The sequence below is a fragment of the Nitrososphaerota archaeon genome (assembly GCA_027887005.1).
Classification (GTDB): Archaea; Thermoproteota; Nitrososphaeria; order Nitrososphaerales; family Gagatemarchaeaceae; genus UBA183.
On record JAPCJI010000001.1, the window covers coordinates 265,827 to 280,479 of the forward strand.

13 protein-coding genes are annotated in these 14,653 nt (G+C 56.0%); 7 read left to right on the top strand and 6 right to left on the bottom strand.

What is annotated here, in order from left to right; genetic code table 11:
- The first annotated feature begins 410 nt into the window (after positions 1–410).
- Positions 411–2,786: a hypothetical protein gene (locus OK438_01280; protein MDA4124071.1), complete on the top strand. Its 2,376-nt coding sequence runs from the start codon at positions 411–413 to the stop codon at positions 2,784–2,786.
- A 127-nt stretch (positions 2,787–2,913) separates the two neighbouring features.
- Here the strand turns inward: OK438_01280 and OK438_01285 are convergent, their stop codons facing one another.
- The 3 genes from OK438_01285 to OK438_01295 all read right to left on the bottom strand — a co-directional run bounded on the left by OK438_01285 (position 2,914) and on the right by OK438_01295 (position 4,699).
- Positions 2,914–3,309: an ester cyclase gene (locus tag OK438_01285; GenBank protein MDA4124072.1), complete on the bottom strand. Its 396-nt coding sequence runs from the start codon at positions 3,307–3,309 to the stop codon at positions 2,914–2,916.
- 10 nt (positions 3,310–3,319) lie between these two features.
- A complete protein-coding gene (locus OK438_01290; GenBank protein MDA4124073.1) occupies positions 3,320–3,607 on the bottom strand; it encodes an antibiotic biosynthesis monooxygenase in 288 nt (95 codons plus the stop codon).
- A 132-nt stretch (positions 3,608–3,739) separates the two neighbouring features.
- Positions 3,740–4,699, bottom strand: a complete 960-nt coding sequence (locus OK438_01295) for a hypothetical protein (protein ID MDA4124074.1) — start codon at positions 4,697–4,699, stop codon at positions 3,740–3,742.
- Between the two features lie 453 nt (positions 4,700–5,152).
- On the opposite strand from OK438_01295, the gene OK438_01300 reads away from it, so the two are divergent.
- From OK438_01300 to OK438_01310, 3 genes are all read left to right on the top strand, one after another.
- Positions 5,153–5,545 carry a RidA family protein gene (locus OK438_01300; protein ID MDA4124075.1) on the top strand — a complete coding sequence of 131 codons (393 nt, stop codon included), beginning with the start codon at positions 5,153–5,155 and terminating at the stop codon, positions 5,543–5,545.
- A gap of 445 nt (positions 5,546–5,990) precedes the next feature.
- Positions 5,991–6,890, top strand: a complete 900-nt coding sequence (locus tag OK438_01305) for a hypothetical protein (GenBank protein ID MDA4124076.1) — start codon at positions 5,991–5,993, stop codon at positions 6,888–6,890.
- A 219-nt stretch (positions 6,891–7,109) separates the two neighbouring features.
- The gene (locus OK438_01310) at positions 7,110–7,415 is read left to right on the top strand and encodes a hypothetical protein (protein MDA4124077.1); all 306 of its coding nucleotides are present in this window, start codon (positions 7,110–7,112) and stop codon (positions 7,413–7,415) included.
- A gap of 51 nt (positions 7,416–7,466) precedes the next feature.
- Here OK438_01310 and OK438_01315 read toward each other — a convergent pair whose 3' ends face one another.
- Positions 7,467–7,862 (bottom strand): hypothetical protein, encoded by a 396-nt coding sequence (locus tag OK438_01315; GenBank protein MDA4124078.1) that lies wholly within the window; start codon positions 7,860–7,862, stop codon positions 7,467–7,469.
- 91 nt (positions 7,863–7,953) lie between these two features.
- On the bottom strand, positions 7,954–8,766 hold the full coding sequence (locus tag OK438_01320; protein ID MDA4124079.1) for a hypothetical protein: 813 nt from the start codon (positions 8,764–8,766) through the stop codon (positions 7,954–7,956).
- Between the two features lie 313 nt (positions 8,767–9,079).
- Here OK438_01320 and OK438_01325 point away from each other — a divergent pair, with 313 nt between their 5' ends.
- The 3 genes from OK438_01325 (at position 9,080) to OK438_01335 (ending at position 13,353) form a co-directional block, all read left to right on the top strand.
- On the top strand, positions 9,080–11,029 hold the full coding sequence (locus OK438_01325) for a hypothetical protein (GenBank protein ID MDA4124080.1): 1,950 nt from the start codon (positions 9,080–9,082) through the stop codon (positions 11,027–11,029).
- 601 nt (positions 11,030–11,630) lie between these two features.
- The gene (locus OK438_01330; protein MDA4124081.1) at positions 11,631–12,212 is read left to right on the top strand and encodes a zinc ribbon domain-containing protein; all 582 of its coding nucleotides are present in this window, start codon (positions 11,631–11,633) and stop codon (positions 12,210–12,212) included.
- Positions 12,202–13,353 (top strand): GH3 auxin-responsive promoter family protein, encoded by a 1,152-nt coding sequence (locus OK438_01335; GenBank protein MDA4124082.1) that lies wholly within the window; start codon positions 12,202–12,204, stop codon positions 13,351–13,353. The genes OK438_01330 and OK438_01335 overlap by 11 nt, the downstream gene beginning before the upstream one ends.
- Here OK438_01335 and OK438_01340 read toward each other — a convergent pair.
- Positions 13,350–13,898, bottom strand: a complete 549-nt coding sequence (locus OK438_01340; protein ID MDA4124083.1) for a zinc-ribbon domain-containing protein — start codon at positions 13,896–13,898, stop codon at positions 13,350–13,352. The two genes, OK438_01335 and OK438_01340, sit on opposite strands and share 4 nt — an antisense overlap.
- Between the last annotated feature and the right edge of the window lie 755 nt (positions 13,899–14,653).

Here is a 14,653-nt window from a genome sequence, read left to right on the forward strand (position 1 = left end):
ACGAGAGCAGTCGAGCCCCATCAGTTCCAGAAGCAGCGCGTAGATCTCGAATTGGTACTCGGGCGACTTCGAGCGGGAATCCCACCCCTGCCCAGAACTTCTGATGAAGCCGTGAGTCGCCAGCGTTAATAACAGGTGAAATATGGCGCGAGCTCGATGTCAGAAGAGGACGATGAGCTCGACGACGGCGACGGCGACGAGGATGAAGGCGGGGACGACGAGGAAACCGAGGAATAGCTGCCGTCAGGCCTGTTTGTCTTCTCCCTTGGGGGGGTCCCGAATTTCCGACAGAACCTCCAATTGACGGATTCATTAGGTAGCAAGGACCGAGAGACAGCGTGGGGGTTTCATCCTCAACTGGACGGACTAGGATGCGGCTCATCGCTCGTCGCGTGTTCATCGGTGTCGGAATGGCACTCGTTCTTCTCCTCGCAATCCTGCCAGGGCTTCCAGCTCAGAACGCTTACGCGACATCAGCTTCCATCTCCTGCACGGTCACCTCCGTACTGGTCTACGGTTTCACCCAGTGCACGGCAACTTTTGGGGGAACAAGCCCGGACGGGAACATTAACTGGTCGAGCACCCGGCAAGGAGGGTTCTACCCTCCATCGTGTGACAGCGGCAGCGAGATCCATCATTCGACCGACGTCCAATGCACTGCCTACTACGTTCCTACCTCGCTTGCCTCACCGGTTACGATAACGGCCAGCTTTGCGGGCGACTCGAACAATCCGCCCACTTCTGGCAGCACCGACCTTGCGGTGACCACATCGCCGACTTCGGCCCTGGTCAACTGCTTCCCCTCGACAGTCCCGGTCGGCTTGGTGGCGACCTGCACGATCTACCTGAGCTACAACATGTACCAGATTGTCAATTACCCCAATGCGACCCCGCCGCCTCCCACAGGGACCGTCCAGTGGACGAGCTCGGGGGGCCAGGGCTCATTCAATTCCACGTCGTGCACGCTTCCTCCCGAGTCCTGCACCGTCACCTACGCTCCGTCGTCCAGCGCTTCGCCCGTCACGATCACGGCAAACTATCCGGGGAACGGGTTCTATCAGCCCGCTTCCTCGACCTACCAGCTTGCGATTACGGCAGGGAGAACCTCGACAACCTCCAGCACGACCAGTTCCTCCTCGGCATCCACCAGCACCCCCTCGAAAACACTGACCACTGCCTCGACTAGTGCGAATTCGACATCTCTGGGTTCAACTGTGGGCGGTTTCACGCTCCCGAACTACTGGCCCGAGGCCTCGTTGGCCATCGTCGCCGGGTTGGGACTTTTTGGCTACTATCTTTACCAAAGGGGATGGCCGAGTGATGATGATGAAAGGTATGAGAAGTCGGAGGACGTCAGAGGGGTTCTCGACCGGCTTCGGTGGAAAAAGCCAGAGAAACCCACAATAGAGCCAGACACGCCGATCACACCACTGCCATATACCCCTGTCACCCTACCCCCGCTGCCGCCAGAGCTAGTCATCACAGGGACGCCGCCGATTGTCGTTCCCGTCACGCCGGAGCCAGTGACGCCGGTCACGCCAACGTCTCCGACCCCCGTGACGCCGTCTGAAACCCCAGTTCAGCAGCACGATGAACATGGCCCCGGCTGCGTGATTTCGTACCGGTGGCAGCACCAGCTCATGGACCTCTTCATCTTCCCCAACAACAAGGCTGTCGGTAAGGTCCTCAAGTATGCGAAGACCACCAAACGCGGAGCCTTCCAGTTTGTGACGGCCGCGGAGGAGCCGGTTCCACTCAGGGCCGAGTCGAGTGACTGGCACCTTCTGATCCACGAATGCTCGTGTCCGGGCATCGACGGCGACCTGAGTAGGAAGTCGTACGCCCTCCCAGCCAACCTCAGGGTCACGTGGAATCTGGAACAGGGTGAAGGTGGATTCGTGAACAGGAGCGAAGGTTCCCTCTTGTCCGAGAACTGGGGACTTCCCGCCCCAGTGGATGGCGGCGACGAGGTCCTTTTCCAGCCCGGACCAATTGACCGACCCGAGCCAGGTTCCAAACCGTCAGTTGTAACGTCAGTAGCAAAGAAGGTGAAGATCAGAGTCACGGCCTATCATGACGACCTGACAAAGCCTCCCGACCACGAACCGATTCAGACATTCATCACGATGGAGATAACGCGGAGGGTTACCATTAAGGAACCAGTGAAAGAATCACCCTTCTATGATGTAGTGGATGAGTACGTGTATGACTATTGGGTCGACCCCGAGCCCCTCGTCTCTGGAGCCGAAGTGGAGGACATGCTAGGCGACTGCCAACCTGGCCACTCATGGCCCGGGCGGGACCCAATCTCGGCCAAGATCTCGATGATGCCCGAGACCTGCGAGACAGGCGAATATGTCAGGTTCGTCGCCGTGGGTGGGGACACTGATGACCTTGAACTCACGTGCACCCCGAGCGGCAAGGCCTGCAAGAAGGGCACAACCCTCCTGATGACTGGTCTTAGCGACATACTGACCTTCTCATGGCACGCCGACAAGGGGGAATTCCCCAGGGGCGCCGAACATGAGACCGATAGTCGGCTCGACCAGGGGAACAGTGTGATATGGCACGCCCCGGCTGAGGAAGGAACTGTGAGCATAAGGCTCAGGGTCAACGATTCGGGGAGGGAGTTCCCCGACAAGACGCTGACAATCGAGAAGAAGATTAAGGTCGAACGGCCTCCGTCCACGGATGCACCGCCTCCGACGACCAAGCCCGACGGTCCTGCTACAAGACCCCATCACATTTCCCACGATTCAAGCAATAGAGACGTCACCCGGCAGTGAGGATGTCACAACGCTAGTCCCATGGGGTCCATGACCTCCCTCCATCCGCTAGTACGTCGAGGGCCCACATGGAATGGCGAGTCCCGGCCAGGGCGGCAGACTGAAAGTGGGTCGGATGCGTCGCCGCTTAGGGGCCGGACTTCGATGGCATCATGCCACCCAGCACGTCCGTCAGAGGCGGTATACTCATCGGTTCATCCTCCACGATCTTCCCGTTAGCGAGACGGTAGTAGGTGATGACTCGACCAGAGACCTTCTTCCCGCTGGCGAGGGTCCAATGATAGTTTCCACGAAGTACGACCGAATCGCCTTCGGCTACCAGATTCGCGATTTCGAAGTCGCGTACCGGCATTGCCGCTTGCAAGCCGGAAACCACGGCCTTGAAGCCATCACGGTTGGTGACACCCATGCTCGGGTTCGCATAATCCGGCGCAAGCAACTCGTCCATTACGCCGACGTTGCCTCCACTCAAGACCTCGCTTATGAATCGGCGGACGACCCGTTTGTTCTCTTCTGTGGACATGCCAACCCACCTAAGCGAATGATCGGCTTGCAGCTTTGTCGAGGAAGTAGATGTCAGGCTTGTCGGCGACTCCCGCACGCTGCATTATCTGCTTCAGCTCATCCGATTGCACGAACGCACGCGCCGTGGCTGCGTCATCGAACTCGCTGATGACAACCAACTCGTTCGGATTGTCCGTGCCTCTAAGAATCTGGGCGCTCCTGACGCCGTGGGTCTTGTGGAAGGAGTCTAGGGTGTCATATTCAGATTTCCACTTCGCATAATCCTCTACCTTATGTCTAACCAATACTGTGGTCATTGGTTATCGATTATACTAGTGCATACATAAGGCTTGTACTGGGAGAAATCCATCCTCGTCAAGTAGTTTGTGGTGAGTTTGGTTCAGCGTGCAAGTCGATTGCTTGTCAATCTATGGGACTGTTCGGAGTGCTCAGGCCTTGGTCACCGACGTTATCCGCAAGGTACTGGAGTATGTTAGCGATCCACCGGTCGCCGGATAGAATGCCCCTGCTTCCGACCAGAGTGGCACGAGTGTCATGGTGGTTCCGGAGACTTTGCCGACCTGAAGCAGGAAACGACTGTTCGTTATCACCCCGGAACCATTACAGAACGAGGTTGGCGAGCTGATCCCATAGTTGGTAACCGTCAACGTGGTCGGTCCCAGAGTCAGACTGGTCTGGTTGATTTGGTGCATCCCAGGGAATGACAGGTATGCTTGAAGGGCTATCCCATATTGGAACACAACCGGGAACGGGGCCGTCAGCAGCCCCGCCTCTCCAAGGGCGACCGCGCCGGTGGAATTGTGTCCGGACATGTAAATGGCGATGATCATTCCGTCTGGCTGGATCCACATCATCCCCGCTTCTGAAGGGTTGTATATCGATTCGGTGAAATTGACCTTGTAGGCGCTCGCGCCCGTCTTGGGGCTGTACAGGACCCTATACGACGAAGTGCCGTTGTATTGATACGTAGCACCAGTGGTGGAATTGTGAGAGTATCCGTAGCTGTTGACCTTCATCGCTGAGAAGTTGCCGAACATCTCGACAAGCTGGTGCAGGTACGCCGGTGTGCCCGTCATTGAGGTGGTGGTCGTAGTGCTCGTGCTCGACGAGATTGTTGTTGAGGTGGTAGGGCAGGTTAGCGAGGTCGAAGTGCTGAGCGATGTGGAATATGTCGAGGTCGAGGATTGAGACGAGGCCGAGGCGCTGCTCGTAGTCGATATGGAGGAAGACAATGATGAAGTTTGGCTAGAAGTAGCAAGGCTCGTGGACGAACGGGTGGAGCCACCAGTGGAAGTCAGAAAGTAGGCTCCGGCGCCGGCTACAGCAATAATCAAGATTATGGCCACCACGACGATACTTCTAGCGATTCCTGACTTCTTCGAGGTCAACCAAAGACCCTTGAATTTCCAGTATTTAGGAGGACTCACGTTAAGAAATGAGTGGCTTGCTCACCCTATCGGTCACGTTATCTAACCGACAACCGATCCGCTGGGACTCCTACCGAAAGTGAAAACCCCGTCCAGGGTGTTCGCTCCGACCGCCTCCCGGAATCCACTTTCAGAACCTGTTTGGAGTTGAATCCCAATTGGATGTAGCTTACTTGCAGGTCTGAACAGATTCGAACCCAATTAGATTCACCCCCCTAGCCGGGCTATCTGAAACAAGCTCCGTTTAGCAGAAAGAACCTGATTCAGACTTCTTGAATGATAGGCTGCACTGGGGCTCGACGGGACTATCAGCCTAGAACTGGCGGAGATGTACTTGAAGTTCCGCCCGTCACGGGACACACGGTGCGGACACAAAGTAGATATTTCAGGGAGCCAAGCCTACGGTTGAAAGGAATGCGAAAGGAGAACATCATTACCTCAGAGGCGCCCAGCTCAACGCTTTATAGTCAAGCGGTGAAGGCAGGGAACTTCATCTATCTGTCGGGATTTGTTGGGATTGACTCCAAGACGAAGAAGATGTCGGGTGAAACAATCGAAGAGCAGACTCGCCAGGCGATTCAGAATTGCATCTCTGTTCTCAGGTCTGCGGGGTCTACCCTTGAGGAAGTCGTTCAATGCATCGTGCTGCTGAGTAACCCAGAGGATTTCGACGGTATGAACAGAGAATACGCCAGGTTCTTCACCAAGAATCCGCCTGCAAGAATGGTAACGAAGCTGGGCGTTGCTCTACCGAACGTCAAAGTTTCTATTGCAATGACCGCGGTCGTCAATTCGGACTCCGCCTAGCATCGGGCTTTGTGTCGCGATGGTCGGGTTAGATGAAAGACTAGGGCCGTGTCGGAAGGCGGAACCCCCCGCCTATCGGGGATAATCCGTGAGGCGTTATGTCTGTCCCAGCTTGTTCTGGGTTCAGCGTCAGGTATGATTCCTCCAGGACCCACCGGACCCGCTTACCAATTCGGGCGCCTACTTGGACTGACAAGTCCCCGCCAGTATGTACTACTTTGAATTAGATCCGCCTAACCAAAGAGGGGCCCGCCAGCTCATCATTTTTTTTGAGTGGGGTTCCTGAGCTCAACCAAAGGTAGCCACTCTAGCCCCATCAGTCGGATCTGGGTTAGTCGAGGAAATACCCCCTTTGGTCCTAGTTCTCGACCTCCACCCAACGAAGAATGGACCACTAATCCATAATGGTCTTATTCCAAGACGACGTTCTGAACAGCAGCAACGTATGAACCAATTGGGCGTTCGGAAGGCGTTTGTCCTGTTCTCGATGTGTGCTTTGCTGACGACGTTGGCATTCTCCCCGGTGGCGAAAGCGGCTGCCAACGGCCCATATTCGATCTCGTGGGCGGATTCGGTCTGGAACAACAGGTATCCAGGGAACACGGTCGAGTTCGACTTTTATCTAGTCAACTCTGATCCGACTTCACCGACCGACACGATAAGCTCGTTCCAGCTAGTGACCCCGTGGCAGACGTACTTTCCATCCGACCTCCCGGCCTCCTTGTGCGATGGGTGCGACTACTACTACTTCGTGAACGTCACGATTCCAAGTTCGGTCCAGCCAGGCGACGTTACGTGGACATACAGTTTCTCGGGCACCTACAGCGATAGCTCTCACTTCTGCGCAAGCACGGGGAACGTCTGCACCAATACGATTACACTCACACTGAGTCCAGACCCCTATGCCCTTCAGACGCAGGTGACAAATCTCGAATCGTCGATAACCACGCTCAACTCGAACATCGCTTCTCTTAACACGCAGCTCACGACAGCAAAGTCAAACGTAACGTCACTTCAGGCTCGTGTGATTTCCTACCAGAGCCAAGTTGCGAGTCTGATGGTCGCCGAGACACAGCTCCAGGGACAACTCGCCCTAGCGAAAGGCAACGAAACCTTGCTCCAGCAGCAGCTTACCACCTCCAGGGGGGATCTTACTACCGCGAATACCGCACTCGCCGCCGCCGAGTCCCAACTCGGTGCTTCTCAGTCCCAACTCAACACAGCCCAGTCGTCCCTTTCCACGTACTCATCGGTGTACCTTCCATTGGCCGTTCTCGCCCCGAGCATCATTGCTGTTCTGCTACTCGTCCTGTACCTCAGAAAGGGCCACAAGACGGTTCCATAACAGGACACCTTCGGCTACCACAGATTGATATGGAGCCCTAATTCATTAGGGTTACAGTCCGCCGCCGACCCGAGTGGTTTTTGCCTTGCAGAAGAGCGAGACTGAAGACATAGTGGAAATACCGTTTGAGTATCTCCTCACGACCCACATCCAAATGAATGCGATGTATGAGAAGCTCAAGGAACTTCTCGGACAATCGGGAGCCTCACGCTCTTTGCGATGTCGGCCGATGCCGGACTGCCTGCGAAACAGCCAACCCCCTCCTCGAGCGTCGACGAACTCAGGAAGCTCATCAACGGGGTCGGCTACGAGTTGACCGCAGAACTCAAGGACGACCTCGTGAAGTTCCGCCTAGCCTGCCCATATGCCGATAGGATACACCCGCACCTTGGGAATGAAGCTACCTTCTGTCCGATGTCAATGACTGTCTTGAGCGCTATTCGTAAGAAATACTGGAAGTCAATGGTCACCGGCACTAGTCTTGTGCATGGTGGCTCGTCTTTCACAATCAAGATCCAAGAGTAGTGGGCTCATACCCCTTGGCCGAATCCCACCGGCATGTGTACCACTTTGATATCAATTGGCATTATCTGGGTAGTTCCCTTCCTCGTCCTTGATTCGATGCTCGTGGAGGAATACTGGCTTTTCGCCTGAGGTTGGACTCTGCGCCGGCCCTAGCTGCTGCAGCAATCCGAGAATTGGGGGAGCCTGGCTGGAACCATAGAGCCCCATGTCTACGTATTTGATGATGGGTTCATAAACCCCCATTGCCCCTCTACCGAACATCTTCGACATCTCCCGGACGAAGTGCTCAGGTTCGTTCAATGCCCTTCCAGAGAGGTCCCGGAGAAGAACGTCCACTGCTCCTCCGAACTTCCCGGTCAACGCTTCTCTTGCCAATTCTTGAAAATCAACGCCTGAGTTCCTCAGACGCGTCGTCTTCAGGATGAATGTCTTCTCATAGTCGTTCAATGCTGGTCCCTCAGAGCTATCCTCGCGGTGGTCATGGGGCGTTGTTGAGGAGTGGAGGGTATTCGTGATTCAGAGCATCTCATGCTAGTCCTCAGAACTCCTTCCTGTGGACGTAGAACGCCAGGGCAAGGACTAGGTATGCTAGCAAGAAGAGGAGGTCATCCAAGCTTCCGTTGTAGTAGGTGCCCCCGGCGGCCTGATAGAGAAAGAACTCATCCCCGATGACGTACAAGATTGCACCCATGCCAAACAGCATCCACCACCTTGCGATGGTCCCCCCGTAGAATATTGCAAGGGACAGAATGGCTAGGGAAAGCAAGACAAGGTCCAGAACCGGGTAGATCATGTCCGTCATGAGATTGAACGGGGAGAGGCTCTTGGCAAGTTCTGTAGGCAACACAAATGCCATCGCGAGCACAGTCGAAATTGCAATAACGACGATGGCGAACCCCAGCCTCTGCCTCGACATTGCTACGCGGAATGTCCCCAGGTAGGCACCAAGCCCTGCGATGATTGGCAAGTAGCCCCCAATGTAGAAGACATCGGCGAGGGACGGATATGGCACCTGAATGTCGAGAACGAAGTAGTAGATCGCCCAGGATGCCTCAGCGAAGACCCACAACCCAGTTCCAAGTGCAAAACAGAACCAGACAGCTTCGAAGCTTCGAAGACCGAACCCGTACCTCCGTAGGCAAAGGAACGCTGAAGCAAAGGCACCTGACGCACATACGGTGGGAAGCGCGTTGGACAAAGGCCCAATCAGGTCAGGGTAGAACGACTGCAGCGCAAAAGTCGTCGTGAGGGCGACAGTGCTAGCCAGCCACACCCTGAAGCCTAGGAGAGACGAGAGGCTCTGAAGCCGTCTCTCGCCCCTCAGGTCCTTCGGAGTTTCCTTCGAGTTCAAATGAACCCCTTTTTTCTGAGACTAGGCCCGGACAGAAAAGGAGTCATTGTATGGGACTGCCCACCAGAAAAACAGCCTTCCGGAGTCGCCGGTCCAAGATGAATCAGGTACGTAAGGGGTCAAAGGATAAAAAAGCCGTGTGGATTCTGGCTCCATCAAGCGGTGCTGCCTCACGGCGCCCGCTTCCTCCCCTTTCGTTGGGGCGCCTACGGAGGATGGCAATTCCCGGCTAGGGCGTACAGCCTACCGCGGAGTGTCTTCCAGCCCCACAATGTCTTTATGAGCCAATCATCCCCTGGATGGAAAGAAAGAGTTGTCACATGGGGAGCGAAGACTCGCGGCCATAATGTTCGCCGATGTCTCTGGCTACACTGCCCTCACCCAGCAGAACGAACCATTCGCCCTTCAGGTTCTTTCGAAGATCAAGCATTTGATAACGCCAGTTCTTGAGAAGCATGGCGGAAGACTGGTCAAGACGATGGGGGACGGGTTATTGGTGGAGTTCTCCAGCGCGATGGACGCTGTCCTCTGCGGAATCGAGCTTCAGAATGCGATGCGGGAGCGGAGACGAGACTCGGACATGGAACCCGTCCAGTTGAAGGTGGGGATTCACGTTGGCGACGTCATCCACGAGAACGGGGATGTGTTCGGTGACGCTGTTAACATCGCATCGAGGATTGAGCCACTGGCAGGGCCGGGCGGAATCTGCATCTCGGGTGATGTGATGAATCAGGTGAAGACCAGGCTAAGCTACGCAACCACTTCAATGGGGCCACAGAAGCTCAAGAATGTCGCAAGCCCAATGGAGACGTACCGCGTGCTCCTCCCTTGGGACCGCGAGTCGCCAGTCGGCTCTCAAGAAGCTGGTCGAGACAAGCACCGGCTAGCGGTCCTCCCGCTGAGCAGCTTCAGCCCTGACCCCAACGATGAGTACTTCGCGGACGGAATGATGGAGGAGATAATCACCAAACTTTCGGGTGTCAACGGACTCAAGGTCATCGCCAGGACATCGGCGATGAAATACAAGGGAGTCCGGAAGTCTGTCCAAGAGATAGGCACAGAGCTGGGAGTAGGCTCCGTCTTGGAGGGGAGTGTTCGGAAATCAGGTCAAAGGGTTAGGATAACTCTCCAGTTGATTGACGCGTCGACCGAGGAACACCTATGGGCGAACAGCTACGATCGAGACCTTACCGACATATTCGCGGTCCAGACAGACATCGCTCAGAGCGTCGCCGGTTCGCTCGAAGTGAAGCTTTTGGCGAAGGACCTAGAGGCCATAGGCCGTCCTGAAACGCAGAAGCTCGGGGCGTACAGCCATTATCTGAAAGGGCGCAGAGCGATGCCAAGCAGGACTGACGAGGGATTGAAGGAAGCAAGAGCCGAATTCGAGGCTGCCATCGCAGAGGACCCCTCCTATGCACGGGCATACTCAGGGTTGGCCGACTGCATGATGGTGATGGCGAGCTATCAGATCATTTCACAAGAGGAAGGGGGGAAGAAAGCGAGACCACTCGTCATCAAGGCCCTAGAGATTGACGACGGGCTGGCTGAAGCGCACGCTTCTCTCGCGCTTCTGCTCAGCACGTATGACCTTGATTGGGCAGGGGCGGAGCGCGAATTCAAGCGAGCTCTGGAGATCAACCCAAGCTATGTCCCTGCCCATCATTGGTACGCAAACCATCTTTCAGATCTAGGAAGGACGGATGAGATGCTCGCGGAGGCGCAGAGCGCACTTGAGCTCGACCCGCTCTCGGCTGGTGTTACTGTGTCAGCGGCGATTGCGTCTTACTACACACGGCACTATTCCCAGGCCCTGTCTCTGGCAAGGCGGGTCCTTGAACTCTCCCCGCAGAACAGAGGAGCGAAGTTCATGGTCCCCCTGATACTGTCCGAGATGGGGAGACGGGACGAGGCGATCGCTGAGGGATTGAAGTTCGCAGAAGAAACGGCGCGCCGTGCCGATTCGTTGGGGGCCCTAGGATGGGCCCTTGGAAGGGCTGGGAAGGTGGAGGAGGCTAGGGGAATCGTAGAGGAGATGGAGGAGCTGAAGCTCCAAGGCAAAGCTCTTGCAGGGGACATCTGGTTCGTGTATGTCCCCCTCGGAGACCTGGACAGGGCCTTCGAGTACCACGACCAGGCGATCGACGCGCGCGACCAAGACGTCGCCGTGATTCGGCTCGCGCCGGGCCTGGAAGCGATGCGGGCCGACCCCAGGTACGAAGCCCTGTTGAAGAGATTGCGCCTGGCCGGTTCGAGCGGCTAGGATTGACAAGACTCGGCCGGGGACTTTCCGCCAGCAGGTAGAATCGAGACAGATGCCTTAATTCAGGGAAACCGTTCCGTCGCAACAGACCTTCGACGTATTGGGATCAGATTCGTCAAGGAGGCGGGGGCTAGTGCAACTCAAGTGCATCTCATTCATGCAAGCATCACATTGGGCGGGCACGAGTGGTTCAGACGCCAGCCCCGATAAAGGTTAGACGGTGAACCCAATCCCAGACGCTTAACACCTTCCCTTGGTACTTTGGGAAGATGAATAGGTCGACCAGGAACCAAAGTGAGCCTCTAAGGAAGTTTTACGTGTAACCGACTACTTGATCCTCCCCGTCTTCACACTGGGCGACTTCCTGGGCCTGTCGGCAAGACAGTGGATGTGCCTTTCGTTCATACCGATTGGGTTTGCCGTTAGAATCGCCCGATTTTTCGAGGGCAAAGATTGACCGGATGAACTGGAACTCGTTCTCTGCAAGACCCTGCTGGCGGTGTAGCCCCAAGCATCAAACTTCGGCTTTATAGGAGCGGCTGCAGTGCAGACCGGCTTAGGGGACATAGCTAAAGCAGGCGCTCCACCGCATGCAAACCGTATGTTCTGCCCGAAGTGCGGCAAGGAGCTCGTCCCTGACGCAGCCTTCTGTCACAACTGCGGGGAAAGTGTCGGGGCGCCATCAAATATGGCAGGGCAGGGATGGAATTGGGAGCGACGGTGGAGGCCCGATAGGGGAACCACCGATGGATGGTGGGGAGCGGTCAGCGCCTTCGGGTTCCTCATAATCATCGGGCTGACGATAAGCCAGTACCCAAACGCGTTCACCCTCATGAACAGGTACTTCATCGGCTGGGGTACGGTCGGTTACCCATTCCTTCCCGGATACGCTCTTGGCCAAGTCGTCATCTACTTCTTCACCCTATGCGGCATCTGGGGCCTGGTGAGCGCGGGGCTGAGGTTCGCCTTCACCAATTCCATCTCGAGGCCGATGAGGAGCGTCGTCGGGGCTCTGTTCGCCTTCTACATCGCCAGCGTGTTCTCGCAGTACTACGCGGGAACAATCGCGGGGAGTGCACTCGTGCTGACCTTCTTCGTCGGGCTTGGGGTCGTGATAGTCGCCAACGCGTTAATCGCATATTATGTCCCGCGACGCCTACCAAAACAAGCGTTTGAGCACTAGTCCGGATGAAACCGATGGGGCCGATTCGAGCTCCTCTATCCTTCGGCAGATTGTCGACCCCTGGTATGCGTCCCTTGCCAACCCGGCAGGCGAGCAGGAGAAGGTCCTCAAGGAACTCGTGAGAGGGTACTCACAAACGGAGTACGGAAGAGACCACGGGGCGGATGCCGCCGATGGAATCGAAAAGTTTCAAACATCCTTCCCGATCTCGAACTACGCTAGCCTCTCACCGTACATCAGGAGGGTAAAGCTCGGAGATCACAAAGCTCTCCTCCCCGAGCCGGTGAGGAAGTGGGTGATGACGAGGGGCTCGACGGGCGCCTCGAAAGTCATTCCGACAACTGAAACTCACCTGTCTCTGGTCCTTTCTCTGGGGGCCAGGGCCGTCGTCAACTTTGCAGCTAGGGGGAACCCGCAAGTCCTCGAGACACCTGTTCTAAACCTGAACTTTCCATCCGAAGTGCACGAGTTCGAGACAACAGCGGGCAAGGAGGCCTACGGATACAGCTCAGGAACCTACGCCCGCCTTTACCCTGAGCTCCTCGGGGCCAGGCTACTCCCGAGGCAGGAGGAAATCGACTCCCTCGGGGGAGGGATCTCGAAGGGTGACTGGGCGAAGCGGTTCGAGCTGGTTTACCAGCGCGCGAAGGGGGAGGACGTGGGGAGCCTTATCGGGGTCACCCCCGTCATGCTCGCATTCGCAACTTTCGTCAGAAAGAAGCACGGAGTACGGCTCAGAGACCTATGGAAACCCCGGGCCCTCTTTTGCACCAGCGTAGCCAAGATTCACACGAAGTATGAGCCGACTCTGCACTACCACTACGGCCCGTCTCCCGTCATGGAGATGTACACAGCTACCGAGGGGGTCTTTGCCCAGCAGCTAGACGGAAGCCCATACGTCTCCCCTAACTACGATGGGTACCTATTCGAGGTTGTGACTGGAAGAGGCATCAAGATGCTCCACGACCTCCAACGAAACCAGTGGGGAAGGCTGGTGGTCTCCACACCGATGCTCCCCAGGTACGATATGGGCGACCTAATCGAGTCTCTAGGAAAGGGCTACTTCAGGGTGTTCGGGAGGAACCGCATTCTCACCAGAATCGAGCACCTGCTGTTCAATGTCGTGGCGTTGAGACGCTAGGGAGCTGGCACCCTTCGGCGGGAAGCCAGCGCGGCGAAAACAACAAACAATCCTAGCGCAACCAAGAACAGTGGCCAAAACCGCGTCGAGAGGTTAAGTTGGCTGTCAGCGATGGCGCTGAGGCCAATGAATGTGATGACGGCTCCTCCGATCAGCGAACCAAGCCCGCGGTGTCCTTGTGAATAGAGAACGGCCCCCCGAAGTATCAATATCAGTCCCAGCCCGGAAACGAAGTAGGCCCACCAGATGTTGCTCCCAAGGTAACCGTTCTGCTCAAGGAAGAATGTCACGCCGAGCCAGATCAGAATGGAACCGCCCACGGAGGCGCCAAGCATGCTACTCCCTGCCCCTTTCTCACCTTTCTCGTTCTTCTCGTGCTTCTCGTGTTTCTCGCCCTTTTCTCCATACATGGCCCTACGAGGCTGTTGAGGTCCCGTCGTCGGAGCTGCGCCCGAAATGACAGAAGCGCCGCACTTAGGACAGAATGTGGCACCGGCTGGCAGCCGAGTCCCGCACCTGTGGCAGTACGATGCGTCCTCAGGCATCGCTGGAATCCCTTTTGGATGATATAAAACGGTTTGAACAGATGGCTTCGCGGATTGAATGGTCGCGTCAGGTCGGCTGAGTCTGCGAATCCACGGCCTTGGGTCGTCTATCTTGTATTAGGGACGAAGGTTCGCTTTCTCGAAGAACTGAGCGTAACGGGGGTCCGCTACTTTGACAAGATGTCCCCGAATTTGCGACCGGATCTACTCTCAGATCTTACATTAGGCCCAGACAAAGGGGGCAGAAGTAAGTATTGTGCCGCATGTAGTTCATCTCGACTTGATGGATAGCACAACGCATCGGAATCGGTTGAGGGGCTTCAGGTCGCTGGATCAGTTGCATGGCTTGTTCTAGGTTCGAAGGTTGATTGAGAGTCCTGAAGTTATGAACCCTAGTTGTTTCCATGCCTTGCCATCTATTGAAGGGGTCTGGTCCATAATACCTTTAGGGAGTACTGCTCTAGCTTTCTAGTCCATCTTGAACTGACCTATCCAGCGTTGCCTGGAAGTCCATTTTCCCCCCCCACGAGAATGAGAACCCCCGGACGAAGGGCGTTTGCCATAACAAGAGGCTTAAGTTCCTCCAGATTACAAACGATCGGACAACTTGAGCAAGCGGTGGAGAAGAGCGTTGAGTATCCTGGCAATGCTCCTTCTGGTCCTGTCGGCTGTCGTGAGCATCCTGATCTATCTCTAACCTCCCCCCCACACGTCAACGCTGTCAGAAACCATCCTCCAAAGTCCAAATAGACTCA

What these genes read in the sequence shown, in the direction of transcription:
- OK438_01280 (MDA4124071.1), top strand. Translation starts at nt 411, where the DNA reads ATGGCACTCGTTCTTCTCCTCGCAATCCTGCCAGGGCTTCCAGCTCAG.
- OK438_01285 (MDA4124072.1), bottom strand. Translation starts at nt 3,309, where the DNA reads ATGTCCACAGAAGAGAACAAACGGGTCGTCCGCCGATTCATAAGCGAG.
- OK438_01290 (MDA4124073.1), bottom strand. Translation starts at nt 3,607, where the DNA reads ATGACCACAGTATTGGTTAGACATAAGGTAGAGGATTATGCGAAGTGG.
- OK438_01300 (MDA4124075.1), top strand. Translation starts at nt 5,153, where the DNA reads ATGCGAAAGGAGAACATCATTACCTCAGAGGCGCCCAGCTCAACGCTT.
- OK438_01305 (MDA4124076.1), top strand. Translation starts at nt 5,991, where the DNA reads ATGAACCAATTGGGCGTTCGGAAGGCGTTTGTCCTGTTCTCGATGTGT.
- OK438_01310 (MDA4124077.1), top strand. Translation starts at nt 7,110, where the DNA reads ATGTCGGCCGATGCCGGACTGCCTGCGAAACAGCCAACCCCCTCCTCG.
- OK438_01330 (MDA4124081.1), top strand. Translation starts at nt 11,631, where the DNA reads ATGTTCTGCCCGAAGTGCGGCAAGGAGCTCGTCCCTGACGCAGCCTTC.
- OK438_01340 (MDA4124083.1), bottom strand. Translation starts at nt 13,898, where the DNA reads ATGCCTGAGGACGCATCGTACTGCCACAGGTGCGGGACTCGGCTGCCA.